The following is a 25,733-nucleotide window of genomic DNA, read 5'->3' as shown; positions in this document are numbered from 1 at the left end:
TGGCTTATTCAAGCGACCTTGCGATTTCCTCAACCTGGAAGCACTCGATCTTGTCGCCGACACGCATGTCGTCGTAGCGCTCGAACGCCATACCGCACTCCATGCCGGAGCTGACCTCGGTCACTTCATCCTTGAAGCGCTTCAGTGTTTTCAGCTTGCCTTCATGGATGACAACATCATCCCGCAGCAGGCGAACACCACAACCGCGAAGAACCTTGCCTTCGGACACACGGCAACCGGCAACCTTGCCGACTTTGGTGATGTTGAAGACTTCCAGAATTTCGGCATAGCCGATGAAGGTCTCGCGCTTCTCTGGGGCCAGCATGCCCGACAGCGTGGATTTCACATCGTCGATCAGGTCGTAGATCACCGAATAATAGCGGATCTCGACGCCTTCTTTCTCTGCGAGGTCACGCGCCTGCTTGTTTGCACGCACATTGAACGCAAAGATCGGAGCTTCGGAGGACTGGGCGAGCAGAACATCGCTTTCGGAAATACCGCCGACCGCACCGTGAATGACCCGTGCACGGACTTCGTCGGTCGAAATCTTGTCCAGAGACTGGCTGATCGCTTCGACGGAACCCTGGACGTCACCCTTGACGACCACCGGCAGTTCCGATGTCTCGACAGACCCGTCCTTCAACTTGCTGAGCAGCTGATCGAGCGATGCCCGCGCGGCTGCGCCAGCCTTGCCGGAGACCTGACGCTTCTGGCGTACACGATACTCGGTGACTTCACGGGCACGCGCTTCGGTATCGACCACAACGAACTGGTCACCCGGATCTGGCGCCCCATCCAGGCCGAGCACTTCGACAGGAAGCGACGGACCGGCATCTTTCAATTGCTGGCCACGCTCGTCGACGAGCGCACGGACCTTGCCCCACTGAGCGCCGGCAACAACAATGTCGCCCCGCTTGAGCGTGCCGCGCTTGACCAGAACCGTCGCGACCGGGCCGCGACCCTTGTCGAGTTGGCTTTCGATCACGGTACCGTCCGCAGGACGGGCCGGATTGGCCTTCAATTCCAGAAGTTCAGCCTGGAGCGTGATGGCGTCCGTCAGTTCGTCCAGTCCGGCGCCGGTCAGCGCAGATACTTTCACGGCCTGGGTCGAACCACCCATGCTTTCAACCTGCACATCATGCTGAAGCAAATCGGTCAGCACCTTGTCGGCATTCGCATCCGGAAGGTCGCTCTTGTTGACGGCGACGATGATCGGAACGCCAGCAGCCTTCGCATGATTGATGGATTCAATCGTCTGCGGCATCACCGAGTCATCGGCTGCTACCACAAGAATTGCGATATCGGTTGCGGTCGCGCCGCGGGCACGCATCGCCGTGAAGGCTGCGTGGCCCGGCGTATCCAGGAAGGTGATCTTGTCACCGGATTTCAGCTTCACCTGATAGGCACCGATATGCTGCGTAATGCCGCCAGCTTCGCCTGCCACAACATCTGTCTTGCGCAAGGCATCCAGAAGCGACGTCTTGCCGTGATCGACATGGCCCATGATCGTCACGATCGGCGCGCGCGGCTTCAGGTCTTTCGCATCATCCTCGCCGCCTTCCAGGCCGATCTCGACATCGGCTTCAGACACGCGTTTCACGGTGTGGCCGAATTCCTCGGCGATCAGTTCAGCCGTATCGGCATCGATAATGTCGTTCCCGCGGAGCATTTCACCCTGCTGGATCATGAACTTCACAACGTCACCGACGCGTTCGTTCATGCGTTGGGCAAGGTCCTGCAACGTGATGGTCTCTGGCAGAGTGACCTCAACGGACATCTTTTCGCGCTGGTCATTACCGCCCGTGCGGCGCTCACGTTCACGCTCCCGGGCGCGGCGCAGCGAGGCGAGCGAGCGTTGACGATCAGCGTCATCACCGAGCGCAGAAGAAATCGTCAACTTGCCACGGCGACGTTCGCCGCCACCACCGCCACCGCGTGAACCGCGGTTCTGTGAGTCGCGGCTGGCACGATCACGGTCATCACGACCGGACTTGCCGCGCTTGGCACGTGCCGGGCTGTCATCAACGGGTGGGGTCGCCGCTGGCGCGGCTGCATCCGTCTTCCCGCGAGCCTTGGGCGCGCGATCCGCACGTTCCTTCGCGGCGGCTTCCTCGACCTTGCGGGCTTCTTCCTCAGCCTTGCGGCGAGCTTCAGCCTCTTCGCGTTCTTTTACTTCCTGGATCTTCTTTTCCTGCTCCGAGCGCAAGCGATCCTGAGCAGCCTTTTGGGTCTGCTCTTCCTTGGCGCGGCTGGCCTCTTCCTGTTTGCGCTCATACAGCGCTTTCTGGCGGGCTTTCAGCTCATTGACCGTGATACCAAGCTTCTTGGCGGTCGCGACGAGGCGGGCTTCGAGGGAGTCTGAAGCCGCTTTCGAAGCATCACCACCTGGCGCAGCAGCCGAACCGCTCGGTCCTACAGACCGGCGCTTCTTGGTTTCAACAACCACCTGCTTGGAGCGGCCATGACTGAAGCTCTGCTTCACCGTGCCGGATGACTTCCGTGCAACAGTGAGCGGCTTGCGTCCGCCCGTATTACCACCAGTGTCTTTCGTATCGCTCATACGTTCTTCATACCACGTTTCTTACCGATCCGCGCCCATGCGCCTCGGCCTTGTTTTCCGCTACCGATCCTGATCCGGGAACCAGTCCAGTTCGGGCCTTGCTCGAAATCCGGCTAGCCGCTGATAAGCAAGCTCTGTCGCCTTCGCAATTGGACCCTTGCGGACGAGACCGTGTATCACACGCTCACGTCCAAAAGCCACGCCCAATTCCTCTGAACTGAGCGCACCGGCCATTTTCACGTTGCTATATAATGCTTTGGCGAGGAAATACACCTTTGAACGGCCATCTTCTGCACCATCAGCGGCTTCCAGAAGCAAGCCAGGCCGCTTCTTCTGCAACGCATCTCGCACCTGGTCGAAGCCAAGCACGATATCCCCTGCTTTCTTCCCCATGCCCAGCAGGCCGGTCAGCCTCTGCAACAGCAAAGTCTCTACAGTGCCAGAAAGTCCTTCCGGGACAATGACCTGTTGCTTGAAGCCGCGCGCAAAGGCGCCCTTCTTCACGGCCGTTTCCAACGTCTCACGGTCCGAATGGACCCAGACGCCACGGCCAGGCAACTTGCCTGAAATATCCGGGGTCACGACATTGTCTGGCGACAGCGCAAATCGCACCATCGCATCCTGCGGAAGCTTTTCCCGGGTTACGGCGCATTGCCGGACGGGGCCCTCCCCGTCCGCAACACGACCTTCAGTAGCGGTTACCCGCGCTTCACTCTTGCGGTGCGGCCTCTTCATCATCACCGCCCTCCGCTGCCAGGGCATCGAGATCAAACTCGAGCTCTTCAAGAGCTTCGTCCACCGCATCCGGTGATGGGTTGTTACCCAGTTCACCAAGTGCCAGGAGCGCACGCTCCTCTTCGGTAAGTTCAGGGGCTTCTTCTTCGGCTTTCTCGGCCAGCATCTGCTCAATGGCGTCCGGCTCGATCCACCCTGCGGCAACCCGTGCGCGCATGATGAACATCTGCGCGTCATCCTTGCGCATCTCGCCCTTCTTCAGAACACCTTCGACCCAGACCGGCTTGCCGTCAGGGCCGGGCTCACGCCAACCGGTGATGTCGTCCGGCACAAGACCCGCCACATCGTCCAGCGTCTGAACACCCTCTTCGCCGAGGCGGACCGCGAAGGAAGGCGTCATGCCTTCCAATTCCATCACAGGGTCCTCAACACCGAGTTCCTTGCGCTTGGCATCATTCTCAGCGGCAAGACGGTCAAGGAATTCCCGGGCGCGCTCCTGAAGCTCTTCCGCCACGTCAGCGTCAAAGCCCTCAATCGTGATGAAGTCTTCCGGCGCAACATAGGCGATCTCTTCGACCGTCTCGAAGCCTTCGGACGCCAGCAGCTGGGCCAGCGTTTCGTCGGCATCAAGCGCCTTCATGAAGAGGTCGGTACGCTCCTGGAACTCGCGCTGGTAACGCTCGGAATCGGCGCTCTCGGTCACGAGGTCGATCTGCCAGCCGGTGAGCTGGGAAGCGAGACGCACGTTCTGGCCCCGACGGCCAATGGCCAGCGGGAACTGATCATCAGCCACCACGACTTCAACGCGGCGCTCTTCTTCGTCCAGCACCACTTTCGACACTTCGGCCGGCTGCAGGGCGTTCACGATGAAGGTCGCATCGTCATAGTTCCAGGGAATGATGTCGATCTTCTCACCCGACAGTTCGCCGACCACAGCCTGCACACGCGCACCGCGCATACCGACACAGGCCCCGACCGGGTCGATGGAGGAATCATTGGAGATCACGCCGATCTTGGCGCGGCTGCCCGCATCGCGCGAGCAGGCCTTGATCTCGATCACGCCCTCATAAACTTCCGGCACTTCCTGAGCGAACAGCTTGACCATGAAGTCAGGCGCAGAGCGGGACAGGAAGATTTGCGGACCCTTGGTCTCGCGGCTCACCTTGTAGAGATAGGCGCGGACACGGTCATTGGTCTGGAAGTTCTCGCGCGGGATACCGTCATTGCGACGGATAATGCCTTCGGCGCGGCCGAGGTCCACGATGACATGGCCATATTCGACGCGCTTGACGACACCGGAGATGACTTCGCCGACACGGTCCTTGTACTCATTGTACTGGCGCTCGCGTTCGGCATCGCGAACCTTCTGCATGATGACCTGTTTGGCCGTCTGGGCAGCAACACGGCCGAAATCGAAAGGCGGAAGCTCTTCCTTCAGCTCGTCACCTGCCACCAGGTTCTCATCAATCTTCTTGGCCTCGGACAGGCGCAGTTCCTTGGACTCGTCCTCGAACTCCTCGTCCGCCACAACGGTCTGGATGCGCCACAGCGTCTGCTCGCCTGTCACAGAATCGATCTTCGCACGAATGTCGTGCTCCTGGCCGTATTTCGCTTTTGCGGCCTTCTCGATTGCTTCCTGCATGGCCTCGATGACAATCGACTGATCAATTGCCTTCTCTTCGGCGACCGCTTTCGCGATCTGCAGGATTTCCAGCCTGTTGGCTGAAACGCCGATGGTGTTCATGTGACGTCTCCCGTCTCTTCGTTTGTATCGGTGTCTTCGTCCGTCTCGTCGATCTCCAGATCGCCAAGGTCGTCTTCGTCTGGCTGCGGCGGCAGGGTGCCAGCCGCGCGCGCTGCATCAATCAATTCGTCGGTCAGGATCAGGCTGGCGCGGCTCATCTCATGGACATGGGCAACGAGTTCAGTCTCGTCGTCCAGCTCGATATGCGCGCCATCCTCGCCCTCGCCCCGGATCACACCGGAAAACCGCCGACGGCCATCAATCGGCCGGGACAGTTCAATCTTCGCCGCATGGCCAATCCAGCGCCCGAAATCCCCTTCCCGCGTCAGGGGACGGTCGATGCCAGGCGTGGACACTTCCAGCGTGTAGGCCTCGCTGATCGGGTCAGCCTCATCCATCAGGGGCGCGATTGCGCGCGACAAGCTGGCGCAATCCTCGACATTGGTTGGGGCGCCGCCGGCGCGCTCTGCCATGATCTGCAGCTGTGGGCGCCGCCCGCCCTGCACGCGCAGGCGAACGATTTCCATGCCAAGCGACTCGGCCACGGGCGTGACGAGCGCGAGAATCTGGCGTTCCTGTTCGGTCAGGGCAATCATCGGAGAAAGGGACTATTCCGGTAAAGAAAAGCGGCGGCCCCGTTGCCGGAACCGCCGCCGATATGTTTCGACTTGGGAGTGCATATACTCCCTGCAGTGCGGCCTGTCGAGAGATGGGGTGCGGTAAGCATGGAAAAACGGCGGTCCCGTTGCCGGAACCGCCGCCTTGAACCCAGAAAGGGTAATTCGTGCTTACAGAACCTTCAGGTCCACAGCCGAGGTCTTGCCACGGCGTTCGTCCTTGAAGAGTTCGTAAGATACTGCCTGGTCTTCAGCCAGCGTACGCAGGCCGGAGCGCTCAACGGCCGAAATGTGTACAAAAACGTCCGCGCCGCCCTCATCAGGTTTGATGAAGCCAAAGCCCTTCTGGTCGTTGAACCATTTCACTTTGCCAGTTGCCATTACTTGTAGTCCTTTACGTTAGATAGAAGCGTCCCGGTTCGGATTTGAACCAGATCCACTTATCGAAACGGGTAGGAAGAAAGTCATGGCCGCCGGTCTGACGGGGTCTTGAAGTTTCAGACCGACCGAATTCGATGGCAATATAAACGCATGGGTGCGACAATCGGTCAAGTGAATGTCTTGTGTCAGCTGCGAACGAAGTCCAGCCAAACCGGGGCGCAATCGCCCAATTTCTTGCGCTCATAGCGCGTTGTGAGGTGATCTTCTGGCGGACGCCGCCAATCATCGGCACAGTTCACCCCCCAGTCGAATCCTCCATGTTCCAGAAACCGGGCAAGCGCTTCGTCAGCATAGCTCTTGACGTCAGTCGCGAACCGGATCTGCGCGCCGGGACGACAGATACGATACAGTTCATCCAGAAATTCCGGCTGGACCAGGCGGCGCTTTTGCTGCCGCTTTTTCGGCCACGGATCCGGGAAAAGGATAAAGGCGCGCGCAATGCTCTGATCCTTCAGCGCCGCCATAACCGGCCGCGCATCGTCCATGACGAGCCGAACATTGCCGAGGTCATGATCCTTGATACCCGTCAGCGCCTTGGCCATGCCCTCCACGAAGGGCTCACAGCCGATGAACCCAACTTCCGGGTGCAATCCGGCCTGACCAACAAGATGCTCCCCGCCCCCGAAGCCTATCTCCAGCCAGATGTCGCGATCATCCCCGAACATGTCTGACGGATTCAACGTGCCCGGATCCGCCGACGGGACTTCCAGCTCAGGCAGGAGATTGTCGATCAGGTCCTGCTGGCGTGCGGATAGCGCCCGCCCACCCGTTCGGCCAAACGTGCGCAATGGGCGTGATTTCAAGGAAGGGGTATCGTCGGTCATCGCGGCGTCTGATGCCTCAGTGATCGAAGGGGATCAATCCTCGTCCTGCTGCTTTCCGTCAAACGCGGTTGCAGCGGCCTGAATGGTTCCAAGCAGGGATTTGCGCAGCGACTGGTCTTCGATCTTCTGGAAGGCGGCAATCAGGTCCAGGATTTCCGACGTCATCACAGGCGCATGGATCGCGTCGCCGTCTTCAGCGACATACGCGGCATCATGATCGAGAAAGGTCTCTGCCCCGTCAAAGAAGTAGGTGATGGGGACACCCATGGCGGTGGACATCTCAAACAGGCGCCCCGCGGATACACGGTTCACACCCTTTTCGTATTTCTGGACCTGTTGAAAGGTCAGGCCGAGCAGCTCTCCCAGCTTTTCCTGGGTCAGTTTCAGCTCCTTGCGCCGCCACCGGATGCGCTGGCCGACGACGCGATCAATACCGCTGGGTAGCTTGTTGTCGGCCATGTCCCCCCCTGTTTCTGTATGTCGCTTGTACTTTTTCTATCTTCGCCACGTAAGGAAGGCCAGTCCGACGAACAGGAACAGGGACAGCCAGAACAGGATTAGGCCAATCCGGGTCTGGAACAGGGTAACAGGCTCGGGCAATGGAAGTCGTCCACGGCCAAAGCTGGTATTCCACCCACTCGGGGCGTCTGCGACCGGCGCCGCACGCAGCACTTCCCTGCCCAAACCATCGACAATGGCCGACGCCCCCCGGCTGGCAACACGTGCCATGGGCAAGCCTGTCTCGATCGATCGATACCGGTTTTGCGCATAGTGCTGGGCCGGGCCCATGCCACCCCCAAACCAGGCATCGTTCGAAATCAGGACCAGCCAGTCCGCCCGCGCCCCCAAATTGGCGTTTCGCGGGATCGACGGATAGAGCCCCTCATAGCAGATCATCGCGACGAAAGGCGGAATGTCATCGGCATAGATGACTGCCGGGCCAAGGCCGGGCCGGAACCCGTCACTGGCCATGCGCTGTATTGCGCCCGGCAAGATGCCGGACATGGCCTGCCCGAACGGAATGATGCGCGTGGCCGGCAGCTCTCCAAAAGGCACCAGGCGATGTTTGTCATACAGCGCCACAGGGCCGGAGCGGATCGCATTCTCATCGATCACGGTCAGGCTGTTATAATAATCGCGCATGTCCTTGCCGGTGATCTCGTACCGGGTTGTGCCAGCGATCAGCTTGCGGGGGCCAAGATACGCGCCCACAGCGTCGAGGGCGTTCGCATCCTGCAACAAGGTGGTCGGCAACGCCCCTTCCGGCCAGAGGACAATATCGCCCGCCTCCCCTTCCTGCGTCGACAGCATGCGCAAATATTCGATCAGGATCGGATCGGGACCGATCTCCCATTTCTCGCTCTGGGGCACACCCGAATCCATCAGCACGACAAACTGATCTGACTGGGCCGAGGGTTGGGCAATGCGTTGGGCGCCCCAGGTCCAGCCGAGCGCGATCAGGATCGCGGCGGCAAAGGACGGCGCCATACGCACCGCCAATTGGCGGGACTCTCGCGTGTCCACAAGCGCGGCCGGCGCCGACATGATGAACACCGTCAACAGCGTCAGCCAGTAGACCCCTCCAATCGACGCCGTCTGGGACAAGGCGCCGCCCGGAATCCAGGTCGTACCGGGCAAGTTCCACGGAAACCCGCCGAACAGATGACCGCGCACGAACTCGGCGAGTGCAAAGAATAGCGCGAAAATGAAAATGCGTGAGGGTGAGGAAGACCAGAATGCGCCCGCCATCGCGCCGAACACGCCCCAGATGATCGCCATCCCACCCGGCAACAGGATCAGCGGCATCCACAGGAAAATGGCGTGCTTTTCCGGCTCAACCAGGAAGGGCGCCGCCGTCCAATGCATGCTGATCAGGAAAAATCCGGCGCCAAATGCCCAACTGCGCAGGAAGATTGCCTTGCCCCATTTACGGTGACTGCGGGCACCATCCAGCATCCAGATCAGACCGGTGAATGAAATCACCAAGACTACGCTGAAATGAAACGGCGCAAATGCAACCGCCGAAAAAGCGCCCAGCAACAAGCTGGTGATCACTGCCGGCCAGCCGGTCAGGCGGGCGAAGGCTTCATGCAGGGGCCCAAGCGCTGTGAACCCGTGGCTTCGCACCGGATGAGTCATGACTTACTCCTGATGTGCAGGGGCAGGCATTTCCGGGGTGCGAAGGCGAACGCGGCGAATACGCCGGGCGTCGGCTTCCATGATTTCGATCTCGACACCGGTCGGGTGCTCCAGCACTTCTCCGCGCACAGGGACTTTTCCGGCCAGCGCGAAGGCGACCCCGCCAAGCGTGTCGAAATCCGTGTCGTTGTCCTCAAGTGCGAGGTCAATGCCCGTTTCCTCTGCAAAGTCGTCAATCTCCGTGCGGGCGTCCGCCTCCCAGATTCTCTGGCTCCGGCGCACGAACATGGCTTCTTCATCATCGTGTTCGTCTTCGATGTCACCGACGATTTCTTCGACAAGGTCTTCCAGGCTGACCAGCCCATCCGTACCGCCATACTCATCCACGACCAACGCCAGATGAATACGGGTCGACTGCATTTTCACAAGCAAATCGGTCAACTTCATGGATGGCGGCACATAGAGCACTTCGCGGTGCAGCTTTTCCAGCGGCCGCTTCATGGGCTCCTCGCCCTTGGCCAGTTCGCTGACCACATCCTTCATGTGCACAAAGCCGATCGGATCATCGAGCGACTCCCTGAACACCGGCAGTCGCGAATGCGTGACCTCGGCGAAATATTTCAGAAGTTCCGGAAACTCGATCCCGACCTCTACGGCCTTGATCTCGGCGCGCGGGACCATGACGTCTTCCACACGCAAATCCTGGAATTCGGCAAGGCGCAGGCGCATCTCGTGCGGATTGTGCGGCGGCGTTTCCCCATTGGTGGCGGCGGACACCGGTTCCACAGGGGCTGGCTTCCGGCGGAAACCGAAAAAGCTACGTAATCGGCCGCTTGGCGGCGCGTCAGAAGGGTCAGGGTCGCTCATGGCCTCAGGTGATTCAGTTCATCAAATATGGATTATCAATGCCCAGCGATGCAAGCGCCTTTATTTCGAGGCCCTCCATCGTCTCGGCATCATGGGTGATTTCATGGTCGTGCCCCAACAAGTGGAGATAGCCATGAATTAGAAGATGGGTCAGGTGATCGGCAAGCGACTTGCCTTGCGCTCTGGCATCAGCCTCGGCGACGCCAAAGGCCACTGCAATATCGCCCAGCAGGGGCCGGTCCATCGGATCGGCCGGGAATGAGAGCACATCCGTCGGCTTGTCCTTGGCCCGAAACTGCAGGTTCAGCGCCTGTAGCGCGTCATTATCAGCCAATAGCAGGGACACGACACCCTTCGCTGGCTCAACAGTCGCGCCAGCCTTGAACGCCGTCTGGCACACAGCTTCCAGATCAGGAATTGCCGACCAGCGATCCTCTTCGATGATAAGATCAAGTTCGATCATGCGCGCGGCGATCAACCCTCTCCGTGGGCGGCGTAGGCATCAATGATGCGGCTGACCAGCCCGTGACGGACAACATCCGCCGCGGTAAGCGTGTGGACATTGACGCCTTCGACATCAGACAGGATTTGCAAGGCGTGCTTGAGGCCCGATGGCTGGCTGCCCGGCAAATCCACCTGGCCCGGATCGCCCGTAATCACCATGCGGCTGTCACGGCCCAGCCGCGTCAGCACCATCTTCATCTGCGGCACGGTTGTGTTCTGCGCTTCATCCACGATGACGAAGGCATTCTTCAGCGTACGTCCACGCATGAAGGCGAGCGGCGCAACTTCAATCTCGCCGCGCGCCATGCGGCGCTCCATCTGTTCCTGTCCCATCAACTCGCGCAGCGAGTCCCAGATCGGCAGCATGTAGGGATCAACTTTTTCTTCCAGCGTCCCCGGCAGGAAGCCGAGCTTCTCACCAGCCTCGACAGCGGGCCGCGTCACGATCAGGCGCTGGCGCGTGCCGGAAAGAAGTTCGGACACCCCCGCCGCGACCGCGAGAAAGGTCTTGCCGGTTCCGGCCGGACCGACCCCGAAGATCATCGCATTGTCAGGATTGGCCAACAGGTCGATATAGCGGGACTGGCCGCGCGTTTGCGGGGTGATCGGCTTCTTCAGCGAGCGGAAGGTTCCAAAGGTCTGCGACGGCGTCTGCGCAGCTTCCACAGCGCCATCAACGTCCATATCGGAAATTTCCGCGCCCGTGCGCAATCGACGCTCGAGTTCTGCAAGCACCGCCTCGGCAATCGACACGCCCTCGGCCTTGCCGACAAGCAGGATGCCCCCGCCCTGACTTTCCGCCTTCAGGCCATAGTCGGCCAGACGTGTTTCCAAAAGCTGGAGGTGGCGGTGATGCGGGCCACAGATGTCCCGCAGCCATTCCGCATTGCGGACTTCGAAGATACGGCTGACAGGGGCTTCAGGCGAAGCGGACGGACGACGTTTCACGCTCAAAGCGCCACCTCATGTTCGCGCACAAGATCGCCGGTGAGCGAACTCATCGTTGCGCCACTCACTTTCACATCGACAATCTGACCTGTCAGCTCTTCCGGTCCCTGGAAATGAACGGATTGCATCCACGGAGACCGCCCATGCGCCTGCCCTTCAAGGCGTCCACGCCCTGTGACAAGTACGGGCACGGTCTGACCGATCTTGGACTCGTTGAACTCGGTCTGCTGGTCACGGAGCAGTTTCTGCAAGGCTTGCAGGCGCACATCCTTCACGTCTTCCGGCACCTGACCGAACATCTCTGCCGCCGGCGTGCCTGGCCGCTGGGAATACTTGAATGAATAGGCCACCGCATAATTCACATCGCGCACCAGCTGCATGGTCGCCTCGAAGTCCTCGTCGCTCTCTCCGGGAAAGCCGACAATGAAATCTGATGCTATGGCGATATCTGGCTGGGCCGCGCGCACTTTGCGAATGATCTCCCTATACGCGTCTGCCGTATGGCTACGGTTCATGGCCTTCAGGATACGGTCAGCCCCCGACTGAACGGGCAAATGCAGGAAGGGTTGCATCTGGGGCGTGTCGCCATGTGCTGCGATCAGGTCGTCTTCCATGTCGCGCGGATGACTCGTCGTATAGCGGATACGTTCAATGCCGCCGATCTTCGCAATGTGGCGACAGAGCTGGCCCAGCGTCCAGTCGTCTCCCCCTTCGACGGCCGGCGCAGCGCCATGGAATGCATTCACATTCTGGCCCAGCAAGGTGATCTCCCGCACGCCTTGCGCAGCCAGGTTCCGCGCCTCCATCACGATGTCGTCCACAGAGCGGGAAAGCTCAGCGCCACGCGTATAGGGCACGACACAGAAAGTGCAGAACTTGTCGCAACCTTCCTGCACCGAGAGGAAGGCGGTCGGGCCATCCGCCTCACGGACTTTGGGCAGCGCGTCGAACTTTTCGAGCGTGTCGAATTCGGTTTCCAGCCGGTCACCCACAGCGCGGCTGGCGCGTGCAATCATCTCCGGCAGCTTGTGATAGGCCTGCGGTCCCAGCACGAGGTCGACCAGCGGCTGGCGGCGCATGATCTCTTCGCCTTCGGCCTGCGCAACACAGCCAGCCACGGCGATTGTCATGTTGCGACCGGTCTTGCGCTTCATGCGCTTCAACTGGCCGAGTTCGGAATAGACTTTTTCGGTGGCCTTTTCACGAATATGGCACGTGTTCAGCACAACGAGGTCTGCCGCTTCCGGCGTATCAACCGGCGCATAGCCGAGCGGACGCAATACGTCCCGCATGCGCTCGGAATCATAGACATTCATCTGGCACCCATAGGTCTTGATGAAGAGACCCTTGGTGTTCTGTTTCGCCGCTGGTGTGGTCATGCGCGGGCTTATGCCTGAAAATGACTGTCGCTGCCAGAACCTTGTGCGCCTCGCCTGCAGCCGCAGCAAACGCGTCCCGATCCTGCGACAAAAGCTTCACAGCGCCGGAAAGCTAGCTAGGGTGCGGCCAAGCAATCAAAGGAGCCGGGGAGGCCCATGGATATCATTAAGCTTATCGAGAACGTCTCAGGATTCATCTGGGGAGGAACCTGGGGAGATACTGTCGTCATTCCGGGCCAGATCGGCCCGCTTGCCGTTGTCCTCCTGGGCACTGGCCTGTTCATGATGGTTCGACTGGGCGCGCGCCCGATTCTCCGGTTCGTGCCGGCGGTGGTCGAAGTCTGGCGAGGCCGCAAGGCACAAGGCGAAGACGGCGCCATCACACCCTGGCAGGCGCTCTCCACAGCCCTGTCCGGTCAGGTCGGCACGGGGAACCTCGCCGGTGTGGCCACGGCCATTACATTGGGCGGTCCCGGCGCGATCTTCTGGATGTGGGTGGTTGCCCTGTTCGGCATGGCGCTGGCCTTCTCGGAAAGCTCGCTGGCCATCAAGTATCGTGAGACCGACGAATATGGCCGCATCAATGGCGGTCCGATGTATTATATCAAGAACGGCCTCGGCAAAGGCTGGGGCTGGCTCGCCGTCATTTTCTGTCTCGGCACGCTGTTCTCCGCCATGGCAACCGGCTCGATGATCCAGGCCAATTCCATCACCGAAGCTGCGCTGGAAACCGGCTCCCATATGGGCGTCAGCATTCCGAACTGGAGCGTGGGCATTATCCTGTCTGTCCTGGTCTTCGCGGTCATTATCGGCGGCATCAAATCCATTGGCTCGTTCGCCGGCAAGGTCGTGCCGGTCATGGCTGGCCTCTATGTGCTGGTCGCCTTCATCGTGCTTGTGATCAATGCGGACAAGGTGCCGGGCGCCTTCATGCAGATCATCGGCACGGCGTTTGGCTGGAAAGAAGCTGCTGGCGGCGCGGCTGGCTACGGCGTCATGCAGGCGGTCCGTTACGGTATCGCCCGAGGCCTGTTCTCGAACGAAGCCGGTCAGGGTTCCGCCCCGATCGCCCATGCTGCCGCTCAGACCAAGAACCCGGTCATGCAGGGCGAAATCGCCATGATTGGCGTGTTTATCGACACGATCATCATCTGCACCATGACTGCGCTGGTCATCCTGACAGTTCAGGGAGACTTCAAGAAGAGCCCTGCCCTGATGGCGGCCAATGCCTGTTTTGATGCAGGCATTGAAATGCCGGTGAACCCGGGCGCGACTGACGGTGCCAAATACGGTGTGGGGGACCTGTTCCCTTCTGCTTACGAAGATGGCCGCGAAGCGAAGATCGCCGCAGTGGGACCGACAGCCCAGTCCTACCTCCTGGCCTGCCAGGCATCTGGTCAGGTTGAAGTCAATCAGCAAGCGCTCGACGCGTCTGGCAATCCGGAAGTTCTGATGGATGTGGACCATGCCTGGGAAACAGATGCGAACTCGGCTGCCGTCACCACGCGCGCCTATGCCGCCGCTATTCCGGTGGTGGGCCCGTGGATCGTGCCAGTCGCACTGTTCTTCTTCGCCTTCACCACCATCATTGGCTGGTCATACTATGGCGAGCAGGCCGTGACGTATCTGATCGGCGAATGGGCGACACACCCGTTCCGCTATATCTGGGTCGTGGTCGTATTCCTCGGCTCGGTTGCCGCGGCTGACTGGCTCTGGCTGCTGGGGGACATCGCAAATGCCTCAATGGCGTTCCCGAACCTGATCGCCATCCTTGCCCTGTCAGGCGTCGTCGCCGCCATGCACAAATCGAATGGCGATCCGGACAAGGGTCATCCTGTGCATGACTACCGAGAGGAGGAGCGCCATCCTGAAAAGGAATAGGCGCTGACCCTACCGAAATGAAAAGCCCCGCCCGGTTCAGACCAGGCGGGGCTTTTTCTGTCCGGGTGTATTTGGACGCAAAGCCCATATATGCGGGCACTTTATGGACAGTTTATGGGCTGGTTTATGGACCAGCGCTTCGGGACGGGGCCTACCAGGCGCCGATATTCTCTGCGCTCGCCCACGGCTCTTTCGGTGACAGCGGCTCGCCCTTTTGCAGCAATTCGACCGAGATGCCGTCTGGCGATCGAATAAATGCCATTCGGCCATCGCGCGGCGGCCGGTTGATGGTCACGCCAATTTTCTGCAGCCGTTCAACCGCGCCGTAAATGTCGTCGACCATATACGCCAGATGGCCGAAATTGCGGCCACCTGCATAGTCTTCGGGGTCCCAATTATAGGTCAGCTCCACCATCGGAATGTCGGTCTGGGTCGGGCTGACGCCGTCCGGCATGCCGCCCATACGCTCGACATCTTCCGGCGTGGCCAGAAAAACGAGCGTGAACCGCCCCGCTTCGCTGTCCATCCGGCTGACCTCTGTCAGGCCCAGGCCATCGCAGAAAAATTTCAGCGACGCGTCAATGTCACTGACGCGCACCATTGTGTGCAGATACTGAATGCTCATGACTGGCCTCCATTAAGGTCCCGAATGACATGTTTGAAACTAGGCGGCATCAGCGCGTAGTACCGCCGCATAGCGATGGCCAGCAGGCCGATCGATGCCAGCATGAAGGCGATGAAAACCGAAAATGTGTGAATCAGCGTCCCTGTTTCGAAAACAGGTGACTGGCCGCTCAGCCGCCAGATCATCCGCCAAACCTGATTGAAGCCGGCCACGAAAGGCGCCAGCAGAACAAAAACGGTCGCAGCGCAGACGAAGAAATAGGTCGCCGCGCGCGGGCCTTCACTGCGTAGATAGAGATCCGTGAACTCGGCATCGCTGACATCTTCCGGCACTTCTCCGGCTGCCTTGCGCACCGCCAGAACTTCCGGCGCGAAGTCCCGCGTCTGCTTCCAGCGCCAGGCAAGGTGAGCCCCCCAGGCGACAAGGCCAGCGAGTATGATCAGGAAAAGTATCATGGGCGGTGCGGAATCCAGCTTGGGCGGCGTGGGCCGACTGCCCACCGCCTGGTTCAGGCTGCGCAGGCGCGTTCGAGGGTCAGCATGGCACGCTTGCGCGCCACACCCCAATGATAATTATGGAGCCGGCCGTCCGCCGCAAGGGCACGGTGACAGGGAATGAACCAACTGATCGGATTTGCGCCCACTGCCGCACCGACAGCGCGGGCCGCCTTCGGATTGCCGCTGGCCTTCGCCAAGGCCCCATAGGTTGACACCGCACCGACAGGAATTTCCAGCAAGGCCCGCCAGATCTGGCGGCGAAACGGCGTACCATAAAGCGCAACCGGGAGCGGCTCACCGGATTCAAACACCCGGCGCGCCAGAGTCTCGGCCTCGTGATCATCCCGGCGAATGCTGGCATCCGGATACCGCGCCGCAAGATCGGCAAAGGCCTGCTCTTCATTGCGTCCCTGGTGCTCAAAGCCGGTGCGTTCCGGGGCGTTCTCATCAACAAACCCTAGCGCCACCAGGCCCCGCGATGACATGAGCCAGGCTCCTTCCCCGAATGGAGTCGGCGCCCGTCCAAGGACCAGATCGGCTCCCTTGCCGCCTGCCTTGGCTTCACCGGGAGAGAGGCCTTCATGCGCGATGAACAAATCATGCAGGCGCCCCGGTCCTGACAAGCCTGCCTCCAGAGTGGCGTCCAAAACACTTGCGCCCTCTCTCAACAGATCACCTGCCGCAGCGTGGGCAAGTGCGGACTGGTATTGTTTCGGGCTGATGCCGGCCCAACGGGTGAATTCGCGCTGGAAATGGCTGGGCGACAGGCCTACGGCCTTTGCTGCAGTCGAAAGATCCGGCCATTCCTGCCAAGTGTCCCCCAGATAGGACAGGGCATTGGCCATGCGCTCATAGGCGACAACGCGTTCATCAAGAGGCGAAACTAGATTGGTCATGTAAGAATAATGCCGCGCCGCGGAGCCTGTCGCCACCCGTTTCTTGCGGCTTGTCAGACCAATTGAGGCTTTCCAGCGCCTGAAAAGCCCGGCAAGAATAGGGACCAATAAAAAGAAGGCTGGGAGAAATAGAATGGCAGATGCGCGCAGTATTATCCTGCATGAATATCCCACGTCACCCTATGCAGAGAAAATCCGCCTCGCGCTGCGCCTGAAGAATCTCGCCTATAGCCGGGTCGAAATTCCAGTCATCATGCCTCGGCCAGACCTGATGCCGCTGACGGGGGGCTATCGCCGGACACCCGTCCTTCAGATCGGCGCCGACATTTTTTGCGATACCGCCATCATCCTGCGGGAGCTCGAAGCCCGCTTCCCCATGCCGGCACTCAAATTGCCCGGTCATGAGGGCCTCGCCCAAATGGTCGCCGGCTGGACCGATGGCCGCTGGTTCCAAAGCTCGGTCGCGGTCATCTTTGGCGAGCGAGGCGACAGCGTACCGGATGCGTTCCGGAAGGACCGCGAAGCCTTGTCGGGTCGTCCCTTCGACACCAATGCAATGAAAGCTGTTGCCCCCATGATGCGCGACCAATGGCGGGCCCGACTCATGCTGCTGGAAGAGCGCCTGCAGGGCGGCAAGGGCGCTGGGTCCGGCATCTATCTCGTCGGCATGAAACCGGGCCTTGTGGACATTCACGCCTACATGAATGTCTGGTTCATGTATGAAAATCTGCCCGACTTCGTCGAAAAATGTTTCGAGACAGCGGACCTGACCAAGGCCTGGTTCGAGCGGCTGAAGGAGTTTGAAGGGCAAACCCCGGACACGATCAGCTCTGCAGAAGCCCTCGAGATCGGCCTGAATGCGGCGCCGCGTCTCGTGGCGGCGACCACCCGCAACGAACCGCAACAATTTGCTCCGGGCGAAAACGTCGCCGTTGCGCCCGATGATTATGGCCAGGTCTGGGTGAAAGGGGAACTCGTCCACGCCGACTCCCAGCGCGTCATTCTCCAACGCACTTCACCAGAGGCGGAAACAGTGCATGTGCATTTCCCACGCGCGGGCTTCCTAGTCCGGCGTGTCTAGCCTGCCTTGCATGCCGGGCGCGCGCCGCTAGTCTCGCCGGCATCAGCAATTCGGACGGAGACGGCCATGGACCGGCGACTTTGCCTTATCACGGGCGCATCAGCGGGAATTGGGGCTGAGTTTGCCCGCCAGTACGCCGCATTGGGCTGGGATGTTGCGCTCACCGCACGCCGCGAAGATCGGCTAACCAACCTCGCCGCAGAGCTGGAAGAGAAGTTTGGCGTTCACGCGATTTGTATCGCGCAGGACCTCGCGCGCGCCAATTCCGCGGACAAGATCATCTCCGCGCTGTCCGAGCAGGGCCGCCATGTCGACGCGCTGGTCAACAATGCGGGCTATGGCCTGCCGGGCACCTTCTTCAATACGAGTTGGAAGTCACAGGCAGAGTTCATTCGCGTGCTTTACACCGCTCCGATCGAGCTTGCACACAAAGTGCTGCCAGGCATGGCAGATCGCGGCTATGGCAGGATCATCAATGTCGCCTCCCTTGCGGGCTACGCCGCCGGCAGCAATGGGCACACGCTTTATGCCAGCGTAAAGTCGGGCCTCATCAAATTCTCCGAAAGCCTGAATGCCGAGTGCGACGCGTTTGAAGGGGCGGACATTCACTGCACGGCACTCTGTCCCGGCTTTACCTATAGTGAATTCCATGACGTGAACGGCACGCGCGAGCAGATGAACAAGATGAGCAAGCGAATGTGGATGGAGGCTGCGCCTGTCGTGAAAGCCGGCATTGATGCGGTCAATCGCGGCCAACCGGTTGTGGTGCCGGGGCTCGTCAACAAAAGTCTTGCCACGCTGACTCGCATCATGCCGGAACCCATCGGTCGGGCCATCATGCGGCGCCAGAGCCGGACGATCCGGCGTCAGGATTAGTCGGAAGAAGCTGAAAACTCATCGCGAATGCGATCAGCCGTCGGCGTGGTGTCCGATTTGCGCCAATCCTTCGCGCCACGCTGACGCAGGATTTCGACTTTGCCGGACCGCTTGGCCTCTCCGGAATCGGACCTGTCGCTATCGCGGGCAATTGTCACGATTGGCCCCTCGAAAAAAGCTGACCAGTATTTGGACAGTACGTCCCGACGGCCCTCAAGGGAGCGCAGCTGCCGGCGCTCTTTCCAGGATGTCAGCTTGATGCCTTCTGTCTTGATGCGCTTGTCCATACCCGCCACTTGCAAGCAGCCGGCATACCGGCGCGGGGCGCCTCCGGTCAGGTCAAACTGAATCTCGCCAAAACCCTCGGCTTGTCGGCCCGAATTCGATGGCAAGGTTTCGCGGAACTTGAAGTCCAGTCTGGGCCAGCTGATTTGGTGGAATTCTGCATGCAGGCCACTCTCAATCTCGCCCATGCGAGTCAGGGTCGAGGAGGTCACAAGGATGCCGGGGTATGCAGGCTTCATTGAAACGATGGCCAGGCGTGGACCATTTGGGCCACCGCGTTCAGCCTGAATCCAACTGCCTTCCACGAAAGCACGGCCGAGGACCCATCGACGCAGCACCCCCATCTTTAGAACACCCGGAAGGAGGACACCCGACAGAACAGACCAGATCACGAGCAGCATCACACCCGAGCCTATCAGTCCGGCCCACTGTGCGACTTGGCTGGAACCGGCGGCGTCAACAATGGTCTGGCGCACAACCGGGCCAAATGCCACGACACTCGCCAGCACCGCGCTGGACGCCAGGAAGCCCGAGACAATGCGGAAACGTTCATAAGGGTTCATATGTGAGGCGGCTCCGTTAGGAAGTGGCGGCAGAAAGGGCCATTTAGAAAGCCGGAACCGAAGTTTCGGTTAACGCAAGGATACCCGGTGTGATCCTTCAATTTTACATGGCATCGAACCGAGACGTTTTGTTGCAGCGCACAAAATATATATGACTTGCCGCCACCTGCGCCCTATACTCAACGAAAATAAAGTCCAGTGGAGGAAATTCGAATGGATGGTGCTGTTGAGGGTCCGGCCCTGAACTCTGCGATAATTCCAAACCTTGTTGCCGTCATCAAGGATGCGAGCGCAGCCGTCGACGCCTATGTAGACGTTGCACGTGGCAAATGCCGCGAAGCGCTGACCAAGGCGGATGGCCGTCCTGACCGGGCTGCACTCGAACGCCAGCAACATATGGCCCACGGCCTGTCTTGGCTGGGCACATATGCTGAAACGCTACGCCAGACAGCCGAATGGGCCGCGCGTCTGGAGCAAGAGGGCAAATTCAGCACGACCGAAGCGCTCCTGACGCAAATTCTCTTTAGCGAATACTGCGCTCAACTGATTGGTGGAGTACCCATGAATCAGGGCGAAGTGATCCGCCCTCACGAATTGGGCATCGTTGCGGAAGCTGATGCCCTGTTCGCGACGCCGGTCGTCCAGCAGCTGATTATTGATGGAAAAACCCCTGCTGTGATGGCTGCTGCGGCTGAATGCCTACCTGACGCCCTAAGCCGGAACACGGTTGAAGAAACCGGTCTGGACGAAACCATGTCGATGGTTCGCGAACAATTTTCCAAATACGCGTCCGACAAGATCAAACCCCATGCCCATGAGTGGCACTTGAACAATGAGTACATTCCGATGGAGGTCGTCAATGAAATGGCCGAGCTTGGTGTGTTTGGCCTGACCATCCCTGAAGAGTTTGGCGGGTTTGGCATGGGCAAGATTGCCATGTGCGTAGTCTCAGAGGAACTGTCTCGGGGATACATCGGCACCGGCTCTCTCGGCACCCGGTCAGAGATCGCGGCGGAGCTGATCCTGATTGGCGGAACGGACGACCAGAAGACCCATTGGTTGCCGCAAATAGCCAGCGGAGAAATCCTGCCAACGGCCGTCTTCACTGAACCGAATACCGGCTCTGACCTTGGCTCGCTGCGGACACGCGCCGTGAAGTCCGACGACGGCTCTCATTACAGTGTCACAGGCAACAAGACATGGATCACGCATCCCGTGCGAGCCGATCTGATGACACTGCTGGCCCGGACTGATCCCGCCACAAACAATTTCTCTGGTCTCTCCATGCTGCTTGCGGAGAAGCCGCGCGGAACAGACGACGCCCCCTTCCCTGCTGACGGCATGACCGGCGGCGAGATCGAAGTCCTCGGCTATCGCGGGATGAAGGAATACGAAATCGGATTCGATGATTTCAAGGTGAAGTCCGAGAACCTGCTTGGCGGTGTCGAAGGCCAAGGCTTCAAGCACCTGATGGCGACCTTTGAAAGCGCTCGCATCCAGACTGCGGCCCGCGCCATTGGCGTTGCGCAAAATGCGTTTGAAACCGGTCTTCAATATGCGCTGGATCGCAACCAGTTTGGCAAACAGATCTTCGACTTCCCGCGCGTTTCAAACAAGCTTGTCATGATGGCCGCAGAACTGGTGGGTGTTCGCCAGCTGACATATTTCTCGGCGCGCCAGAAGGATGGCGGAAAGCGCTGCGACCTTGAAGCCGGCATGGCGAAACTGCTTGCCGCACGGATCGCCTGGGCTGCAGCTGACAACGCCCTGCAGATTCATGGCGGAAACGGATTTGCGCTGGAATACCCAATCAGCCGCATCTTGCAAGATGCTCGTATTCTGAACATTTTCGAAGGCGCTGGCGAGGTTCAGGCCATGGTTATTGCCCGTCGCCTGATCGAAAGCGGAAACTAAAAGGAATCCGTAGGGTGCCCCGCACCCTACGGCGCTTCTCGTTCGTACACCCGGACCCAGTCGACCAGGAAACGATCAGGTAAGCGTTTGTTATCCGGCACGTTGGACCACCATTTGTGGGCCACTGTCGACTGCGTGCTTATCTCGCCGGATAGCTTCACCCATAAGGGCACTTTCGACACGCCGCCCGCAGCGCTTTGCCAGACCTGCTCTCCGTCCACGAACCATGTATATTCGGTTTCAGTCCATTCCAGCGCGAAGACGTGCCACCCACTCCGAATTCCCGGGTGGAACTCGCGCTTGTTCTTGGTCTTGTGGCGTTTTCCGTACCCATCCCAGTGAAGCGCATAGCTGATCTTGTCAGTCCAGCCAAAGGCTTCAACGATGTCGATCTCGGTTCCGTCCTCTCCCGATCCATCCACTCGGTGGACCTCATCCGCGAACAGCCAGAAGGCAAGCCACCAGCCCGGATCCTGTGGCAATTTTATGCGAGCTTCATACCTGCCGAACGTCGTTTCGAACTTGCCTTCGGTGGAAACCATGCCGGATGCGTAATCATAGGGATCGTCATCCTCTTCAGGATTGCGATTCGGGATTTGCGTCGCGCTGATTTCGAGTTGGCCCCATCCTGTCAGACTGACATTATCCTTGAGCCACCAGCCATCCGGGCCGTCAGGATTTTTCTTGCGATTATACTCCTGCGATATCCATTTTTCAGGATCAGGCTTTCCGTGTCCGTTGAATTCGTCCCGGAAAACCAGCGACCACCCCGAATTGGGCTGGTCCAGCGCCGAGTATGAATTGGTCGCAGTTGAGCACGACGCCAACATTACGATGGCCGCAACGATTGGAAACGACTTCAAACGAAATCTCACCGAATTTTACCTTCGAGGGGGTCAATGTCCGCAGGTTCATGCTGGATGATGACCTTTGCGCCCAGGGCATCCGCACGCGCCTCAAATGCCTCCATTGACGACACGGTCATGGCCTCATCGGAGTTGAAGCGGGGAACGCGCTTCAGCTCGCGGCTTTCAGCGCGATGGTAGAGGTCCCCGGTCAACAGGACCGGGCCGGTTTCCGGCATCATCAATTGCAGGGATGTATGGCCCGGCGTGTGTCCGGGCGTCTCGAAAATCACAACGCTCCCATCACCAAAAACATCAAGTTCGTCTTCGAAGACTTTCTGCTCCATGGGGGCGAACAATGAAAACAGCGCCTGCTGCTCCTGGGCAATTTCGGCCCCTTCCCCGAACATGGCGTCGAGTTCTTTCTGGCTCACCAGCCAAGTCGAGCCCGCGACCTGATCGGCCTGGCCGATATGATCGAAGTGGCTGTGAGAGATGGACACGTAGTCGACATCGTCTGGGGACATCCCCCTATCTGCCAATTGTTCGGTAATTGTCTGCTCGAGCGAAACCGTGAAGATCTGCTGCGTTTGCGGGCCCGCAATGGCCAGCACTCCTGGCAAACCAAGATCCCAGAGCAAGTTGCCATCAGGATGCCTCACGAGGAAACAGGAATCGGTGAACGTGTCAGTCTCACCGGCATAGTCGCCGGCAGACGAAAACGCGTCGAGGTCAGACACTTCAATCGTTCCGCAATCCAGCACATCGACTTCCAGCGCCGCTTCCTGCTGTGTTTCGGGTGGCGATTCTAATGTTGCCTCGGTAGATGCAGGCGATTCTGACCCGCATGCGCTCGCGAGTGCCAGTGCGGATACTGCCGCAGTTATAGTGATAAGACGCATGCCAGAGGCCCCCTTCTGTCTTCCAGCAAATTCAATCTCAAGTATCAGTTGTTGGCAACAGACAGACTGCGTCCATCTGGAGACAAAATCCTGTAGAAACAGCTGGGTCGCCCTGTATGGCAGGCACCGCCTGTCTGGTTGACCTTCAGCAGGATAGCATCCTGATCGCAATCAATACGGATCTCGATGACGTCCTGAACATGCCCGGACGTTTCACCTTTGACCCATAGCGCTCCGCGCGAACGGGACCAGTAGGTTGCCCGCCCGGTCTCGATCGTCGCCGCAAGCGCGTCGGCATTCATCCAGGCGAGCATCAGCACTTCGCCAGTTCCGGCATCCTGCGCGATGGCGGCAACCAGGCCGTCCGCATTGAATTTCGGGCGCAGCTCAAGCGTCTCGTCCTGCGCACTGCCGGAAAGGGGATCGGGATAATCGGTCATGAGGGCGGCTTAATCGAAATGACGCCGGTGAGCCAGTCAAGATTCGCCCTAAATGACGCCCTGCGCGCGCAGCGCTGCCTGCTGGTCCGCGCTGAATCCAAGGCCTGCAAGGATGCTTTCTGTGTGCTCACTCAGGCTTGGAGACGTTTCTTCCACCCCGCCGGGCGTATCGGACAGTTTAGGAAAGACGCCCTGCATCGGTACGTCGCCCAGAACCGGATGGGCCACGCGGATGATGGCATTGCGCGCCGCAATATGTGCATCTTCCAGCATCTCCTTGGCGCGGTTCACCGGCCCACAGGGAATGCCATTCTCTTCGCAAGTTGCCAGCACATCTGCCATTGTGCGCTGTTTCGTCCAGTTCGAGATCATTGCATCCAGTTCCAACTGGTTCTCGCCGCGTGCATCATGTGTTGCGTAGCGTGCATCGTCAGACCATTTCGTTCCGCACATGGCCGAGAGGCGGCGGAACAGGGAGTCCTGATTGGCGCCGATGATGACCATGCCATCGCTGCATGGATAGACGCCCGACGGCGCAATCCGCGGCAGGATCGGTCCGCTGCGCTCGCGCGTATGCCCCATCAGGGCGTATTCGGGGATCAGGCTCTCCATGAAGGCCATGACGGTTTCGTAGATTGCCGCATCGACCACCTGCCCCTTCCCCGATTTCTCGCGGGCAAACAGCGCCATCATCGTGCCCAGCGCCGCGAAGGTGCCGGTCATCGTGTCGCCGAGGGAGACGCCGGCTCGCGCGGGCAATCTGTCCGGCTCGCCGATCAGGTAGCGCAAGCCGCCCTTCGCCTCGCCGACGCTGGCATAGCCCGCCTTGTGACTTTCCGGTCCCGTCTGGCCATAGCCGGAGACGCGCGTGATCACGAGGCGGGGATTGAGTTCGTGCAGCACGTCTGGTCCAAGTCCCCAGCGTTCCAGTGTGCCCGGCCGGAAATTCTCGACCAGAACATCGGCGGTCTTCACCAGTTCGCGCAGGATCGCCTGCCCCGCCTCGACGCGGAGGTTCAACGTCAGTGATTTCTTGTTGCGACCTATGATCGGCCAGAACAGGCCGATGTCATCCTTCTTGACCGCGCCCCAGCCTCGGGCCGGGTCCGGCAAGCCGGGCGCCTCGACCTTGATCACTTCGGCGCCGAAGTCACCGAGTAATTGTCCACAGAAGGGGCCAGCGATCAGCTGACCGAGTTCGATGACGCGCAGGCCATCCAGGGGGCGTTTGGAGTCTGTCATTTGTCCTCAATGCACATTACATAGGCATCATGACAAGACGCATCGACATTGTAGAAGTCGGCCCGCGCGACGGGCTTCAGAATGATCCGGCTGACCTGACGACCGAACAGAAGCTGGAATTCATTGCCCGGCTTGAAGAGGCCGGCGTTCGGCGGATGGAATCCGGCAGCTTTGTCAGCCCCAAGGCCGTGCCCAAAATGGCGGATTCTGCTGCGGTCTTTGCAGGCGTCGACCGATCAAAGCCGACGCGCCATATCGCGCTGGCCCTGAACGAAAAAGGCGTGCGTCGCGCCATCGATGCCAAGGCTGACGAGATCAATTTTGTGCTCGTGGCCTCGGAAGCCTTCGGCATGCGCAATCAGGGCATGACCCCGCAGGACAGCGCGGACGCCCTGCTACAGATTGCCCCGCTCGTACTTGAGGCTGGCATCCCCCTGTCCGCCACGATATCGGTTGCCTTCGGGGATCCGTTCGACGGCGAAGTCGACATCAAGTTGGTCGGCAATCTCGCCGCGCAGGCCCAGCGCGCGGGCGTCAGCGAACTGGCGCTGGGTGACACGATTGGTGTGGCCGACCCGTGGGATGTCCGCAAGCGGATCGAGCGCGTGCGCATGGAAGCACCGGATGTCTATTTGCGCATGCACTTCCACGACACACGTGGCGCAGCGCTCGCCAATGTCGCGGCCGCCATTGATTGCGGGGTCGATGTCATCGATGCCAGCTGTGGCGGCATTGGCGGCTGTCCGTTTGCCCCGGCGGCGACAGGCAATGTGGCCACCGAGGATGTGGTCTACATGCTGGAGCGCGGCGGCTTCGAAACTGGACTGGACCTGAGCAAGCTGATCGAGACATCGCATTGGCTGGAAAAAGTGTTGGGGCACCCGATTGCGTCGTCACTCAGCAAGGCGGGCGGATTTCCCACTTGACC

General features: G+C 59.8%; 25 protein-coding genes. 5 read left to right on the top strand and 20 right to left on the bottom strand.

Translation table 11 applies throughout. The features are described from left to right. Positions 1-4: 4 nt before the first annotated feature. The 12 genes from infB to miaB form a co-directional block, all read right to left on the bottom strand. Positions 5-2,560, bottom strand: a complete 2,556-nt coding sequence (gene infB, locus B3527_RS14875; RefSeq protein WP_290480370.1) for a translation initiation factor IF-2 — start codon at positions 2,558-2,560, stop codon at positions 5-7. A gap of 60 nt (positions 2,561-2,620) precedes the next feature. Then, complete coding sequence (locus B3527_RS14870; protein ID WP_242517437.1) at positions 2,621-3,298, bottom strand: RNA-binding protein; 678 nt, start codon at positions 3,296-3,298, stop codon at positions 2,621-2,623. After that, positions 3,270-5,039, bottom strand: a complete 1,770-nt coding sequence (gene nusA / locus B3527_RS14865) for a transcription termination factor NusA (RefSeq protein WP_206991869.1) — start codon at positions 5,037-5,039, stop codon at positions 3,270-3,272. The genes B3527_RS14870 and nusA overlap by 29 nt, the downstream gene beginning before the upstream one ends. Beyond that, a complete protein-coding gene (gene rimP / locus B3527_RS14860; protein WP_290480369.1) occupies positions 5,036-5,635 on the bottom strand; it encodes a ribosome maturation factor RimP in 600 nt (199 codons plus the stop codon). Before rimP ends, nusA begins: the two co-directional genes overlap by 4 nt. 192 nt (positions 5,636-5,827) lie before the next feature. Next, a complete protein-coding gene (locus B3527_RS14855) occupies positions 5,828-6,037 on the bottom strand; it encodes a cold-shock protein (RefSeq protein WP_034817395.1) in 210 nt (69 codons plus the stop codon). A 185-nt stretch (positions 6,038-6,222) separates the two neighbouring features. Further along, positions 6,223-6,921 (bottom strand): tRNA (guanosine(46)-N7)-methyltransferase TrmB, encoded by a 699-nt coding sequence (trmB, locus tag B3527_RS14850; RefSeq protein ID WP_290480368.1) that lies wholly within the window; start codon positions 6,919-6,921, stop codon positions 6,223-6,225. Between the two features lie 33 nt (positions 6,922-6,954). Beyond that, positions 6,955-7,380 (bottom strand): helix-turn-helix domain-containing protein, encoded by a 426-nt coding sequence (locus B3527_RS14845; RefSeq protein ID WP_206991866.1) that lies wholly within the window; start codon positions 7,378-7,380, stop codon positions 6,955-6,957. Between the two features lie 36 nt (positions 7,381-7,416). Beyond that, on the bottom strand, positions 7,417-9,060 hold the full coding sequence (gene lnt / locus B3527_RS14840; protein ID WP_034817388.1) for an apolipoprotein N-acyltransferase: 1,644 nt from the start codon (positions 9,058-9,060) through the stop codon (positions 7,417-7,419). 3 nt (positions 9,061-9,063) lie between these two features. Then, on the bottom strand, positions 9,064-9,927 hold the full coding sequence (locus tag B3527_RS14835; protein WP_290480367.1) for a transporter associated domain-containing protein: 864 nt from the start codon (positions 9,925-9,927) through the stop codon (positions 9,064-9,066). Positions 9,928-9,940: 13 nt separating this feature from the next. After that, positions 9,941-10,390 (bottom strand): rRNA maturation RNase YbeY, encoded by a 450-nt coding sequence (ybeY, locus tag B3527_RS14830; protein ID WP_034817476.1) that lies wholly within the window; start codon positions 10,388-10,390, stop codon positions 9,941-9,943. A gap of 11 nt (positions 10,391-10,401) precedes the next feature. Continuing rightward, positions 10,402-11,379 carry a PhoH family protein gene (locus B3527_RS14825; protein WP_084333532.1) on the bottom strand — a complete coding sequence of 326 codons (978 nt, stop codon included), beginning with the start codon at positions 11,377-11,379 and terminating at the stop codon, positions 10,402-10,404. A 2-nt stretch (positions 11,380-11,381) separates the two neighbouring features. Continuing rightward, positions 11,382-12,758 carry a tRNA (N6-isopentenyl adenosine(37)-C2)-methylthiotransferase MiaB gene (gene miaB, locus B3527_RS14820; RefSeq protein WP_290480366.1) on the bottom strand — a complete coding sequence of 459 codons (1,377 nt, stop codon included), beginning with the start codon at positions 12,756-12,758 and terminating at the stop codon, positions 11,382-11,384. A 156-nt stretch (positions 12,759-12,914) separates the two neighbouring features. On the opposite strand from miaB, the gene B3527_RS14815 reads away from it, so the two are divergent. Further along, entirely contained in the window at positions 12,915-14,639 is a 1,725-nt protein-coding gene (locus B3527_RS14815; RefSeq protein WP_290480365.1) for an alanine/glycine:cation symporter family protein, read from the top strand. A gap of 151 nt (positions 14,640-14,790) precedes the next feature. Here B3527_RS14815 and B3527_RS14810 read toward each other — a convergent pair whose 3' ends face one another. From B3527_RS14810 to B3527_RS14800, 3 genes are read right to left on the bottom strand one after another with little or no spacing between them, the layout of a single operon-like run. Next, on the bottom strand, positions 14,791-15,264 hold the full coding sequence (locus B3527_RS14810) for a VOC family protein (protein ID WP_290480364.1): 474 nt from the start codon (positions 15,262-15,264) through the stop codon (positions 14,791-14,793). Beyond that, complete coding sequence (locus B3527_RS14805) at positions 15,261-15,719, bottom strand: hypothetical protein (protein ID WP_290480363.1); 459 nt, start codon at positions 15,717-15,719, stop codon at positions 15,261-15,263. Before B3527_RS14805 ends, B3527_RS14810 begins: the two co-directional genes overlap by 4 nt. A 53-nt stretch (positions 15,720-15,772) precedes the next feature. Next, the gene (locus B3527_RS14800) at positions 15,773-16,657 is read right to left on the bottom strand and encodes a bifunctional helix-turn-helix domain-containing protein/methylated-DNA--[protein]-cysteine S-methyltransferase (protein ID WP_206991860.1); all 885 of its coding nucleotides are present in this window, start codon (positions 16,655-16,657) and stop codon (positions 15,773-15,775) included. A gap of 133 nt (positions 16,658-16,790) precedes the next feature. Here B3527_RS14800 and B3527_RS14795 point away from each other — a divergent pair, with 133 nt between their 5' ends. After that, positions 16,791-17,738, top strand: a complete 948-nt coding sequence (locus B3527_RS14795) for a glutathione S-transferase family protein (protein WP_206991859.1) — start codon at positions 16,791-16,793, stop codon at positions 17,736-17,738. A gap of 66 nt (positions 17,739-17,804) precedes the next feature. Beyond that, the gene (locus B3527_RS14790) at positions 17,805-18,614 is read left to right on the top strand and encodes an SDR family NAD(P)-dependent oxidoreductase (RefSeq protein WP_290480362.1); all 810 of its coding nucleotides are present in this window, start codon (positions 17,805-17,807) and stop codon (positions 18,612-18,614) included. Here the strand turns inward: B3527_RS14790 and B3527_RS14785 are convergent. Further along, entirely contained in the window at positions 18,611-19,462 is an 852-nt protein-coding gene (locus B3527_RS14785) for a hypothetical protein (protein ID WP_290480361.1), read from the bottom strand. The two genes, B3527_RS14790 and B3527_RS14785, sit on opposite strands and share 4 nt — an antisense overlap. Before the next feature lie 213 nt (positions 19,463-19,675). Here B3527_RS14785 and B3527_RS14780 point away from each other — a divergent pair, with 213 nt between their 5' ends. Then, positions 19,676-21,376, top strand: a complete 1,701-nt coding sequence (locus tag B3527_RS14780) for an acyl-CoA dehydrogenase family protein (protein ID WP_290480360.1) — start codon at positions 19,676-19,678, stop codon at positions 21,374-21,376. Between the two features lie 26 nt (positions 21,377-21,402). Here B3527_RS14780 and B3527_RS14775 read toward each other — a convergent pair whose 3' ends face one another. Genes B3527_RS14775 through B3527_RS14760 form a run of 4 tightly spaced genes read right to left on the bottom strand, consistent with a single transcriptional unit; the run spans position 21,403 to position 24,805 of the window. After that, positions 21,403-22,239, bottom strand: a complete 837-nt coding sequence (locus B3527_RS14775) for a glycoside hydrolase family 16 protein (protein ID WP_206991855.1) — start codon at positions 22,237-22,239, stop codon at positions 21,403-21,405. Between the two features lie 8 nt (positions 22,240-22,247). Further along, entirely contained in the window at positions 22,248-23,123 is an 876-nt protein-coding gene (locus B3527_RS14770; protein WP_206991854.1) for an N-acyl homoserine lactonase family protein, read from the bottom strand. A gap of 44 nt (positions 23,124-23,167) precedes the next feature. After that, positions 23,168-23,563, bottom strand: coding sequence for a phosphoribosyl-AMP cyclohydrolase (gene hisI / locus B3527_RS14765; protein WP_206991853.1), 396 nt, complete (start codon positions 23,561-23,563; stop codon positions 23,168-23,170). 48 nt (positions 23,564-23,611) lie between these two features. After that, on the bottom strand, positions 23,612-24,805 hold the full coding sequence (locus tag B3527_RS14760) for a CaiB/BaiF CoA transferase family protein (RefSeq protein WP_290480359.1): 1,194 nt from the start codon (positions 24,803-24,805) through the stop codon (positions 23,612-23,614). 29 nt (positions 24,806-24,834) lie between these two features. Between B3527_RS14760 and B3527_RS14755 the strand changes: the two genes are divergently transcribed. Then, the gene (locus B3527_RS14755) at positions 24,835-25,731 is read left to right on the top strand and encodes a hydroxymethylglutaryl-CoA lyase (RefSeq protein ID WP_290480358.1); all 897 of its coding nucleotides are present in this window, start codon (positions 24,835-24,837) and stop codon (positions 25,729-25,731) included. The last annotated feature ends 2 nt before the right edge of the window (positions 25,732-25,733 follow it).

Source organism: Hyphomonas sp. UBA4505 (assembly GCF_002388685.1).
Taxonomy (GTDB): Bacteria; Pseudomonadota; Alphaproteobacteria; order Caulobacterales; family Hyphomonadaceae; genus Hyphomonas.
The sequence above is the reverse complement of the archived record's forward strand: the minus strand, read 5'-3'. Positions and strand labels throughout refer to the sequence as shown.

Bases quoted from the DNA above. Each gene is read 5' to 3' on its own strand.
- rimP (WP_290480369.1), bottom strand. From the start codon at position 5,635: ATGATTGCCCTGACCGAACAGGAACGCCAGATTCTCGCGCTCGTCACG.
- B3527_RS14760 (WP_290480359.1), bottom strand. From the start codon at position 24,805: ATGACAGACTCCAAACGCCCCCTGGATGGCCTGCGCGTCATCGAACTC.
- lnt (WP_034817388.1), bottom strand. From the start codon at position 9,060: ATGACTCATCCGGTGCGAAGCCACGGGTTCACAGCGCTTGGGCCCCTG.
- ybeY (WP_034817476.1), bottom strand. From the start codon at position 10,390: ATGATCGAACTTGATCTTATCATCGAAGAGGATCGCTGGTCGGCAATT.
- nusA (WP_206991869.1), bottom strand. From the start codon at position 5,039: ATGAACACCATCGGCGTTTCAGCCAACAGGCTGGAAATCCTGCAGATC.
- trmB (WP_290480368.1), bottom strand. From the start codon at position 6,921: ATGACCGACGATACCCCTTCCTTGAAATCACGCCCATTGCGCACGTTT.
- B3527_RS14845 (WP_206991866.1), bottom strand. From the start codon at position 7,380: ATGGCCGACAACAAGCTACCCAGCGGTATTGATCGCGTCGTCGGCCAG.
- B3527_RS14785 (WP_290480361.1), bottom strand. From the start codon at position 19,462: ATGAACCCTTATGAACGTTTCCGCATTGTCTCGGGCTTCCTGGCGTCC.
- B3527_RS14790 (WP_290480362.1), top strand. From the start codon at position 17,805: ATGGACCGGCGACTTTGCCTTATCACGGGCGCATCAGCGGGAATTGGG.
- B3527_RS14810 (WP_290480364.1), bottom strand. From the start codon at position 15,264: ATGAGCATTCAGTATCTGCACACAATGGTGCGCGTCAGTGACATTGAC.
- B3527_RS14815 (WP_290480365.1), top strand. From the start codon at position 12,915: ATGGATATCATTAAGCTTATCGAGAACGTCTCAGGATTCATCTGGGGA.
- B3527_RS14770 (WP_206991854.1), bottom strand. From the start codon at position 23,123: ATGCGTCTTATCACTATAACTGCGGCAGTATCCGCACTGGCACTCGCG.
- B3527_RS14805 (WP_290480363.1), bottom strand. From the start codon at position 15,719: ATGATACTTTTCCTGATCATACTCGCTGGCCTTGTCGCCTGGGGGGCT.
- B3527_RS14835 (WP_290480367.1), bottom strand. From the start codon at position 9,927: ATGAGCGACCCTGACCCTTCTGACGCGCCGCCAAGCGGCCGATTACGT.
- infB (WP_290480370.1), bottom strand. From the start codon at position 2,560: ATGAGCGATACGAAAGACACTGGTGGTAATACGGGCGGACGCAAGCCG.
- B3527_RS14855 (WP_034817395.1), bottom strand. From the start codon at position 6,037: ATGGCAACTGGCAAAGTGAAATGGTTCAACGACCAGAAGGGCTTTGGC.
- B3527_RS14870 (WP_242517437.1), bottom strand. From the start codon at position 3,298: ATGATGAAGAGGCCGCACCGCAAGAGTGAAGCGCGGGTAACCGCTACT.
- hisI (WP_206991853.1), bottom strand. From the start codon at position 23,563: ATGACCGATTATCCCGATCCCCTTTCCGGCAGTGCGCAGGACGAGACG.
- miaB (WP_290480366.1), bottom strand. From the start codon at position 12,758: ATGACCACACCAGCGGCGAAACAGAACACCAAGGGTCTCTTCATCAAG.
- B3527_RS14800 (WP_206991860.1), bottom strand. From the start codon at position 16,657: ATGACCAATCTAGTTTCGCCTCTTGATGAACGCGTTGTCGCCTATGAG.
- B3527_RS14795 (WP_206991859.1), top strand. From the start codon at position 16,791: ATGGCAGATGCGCGCAGTATTATCCTGCATGAATATCCCACGTCACCC.
- B3527_RS14780 (WP_290480360.1), top strand. From the start codon at position 19,676: ATGGATGGTGCTGTTGAGGGTCCGGCCCTGAACTCTGCGATAATTCCA.
- B3527_RS14755 (WP_290480358.1), top strand. From the start codon at position 24,835: ATGACAAGACGCATCGACATTGTAGAAGTCGGCCCGCGCGACGGGCTT.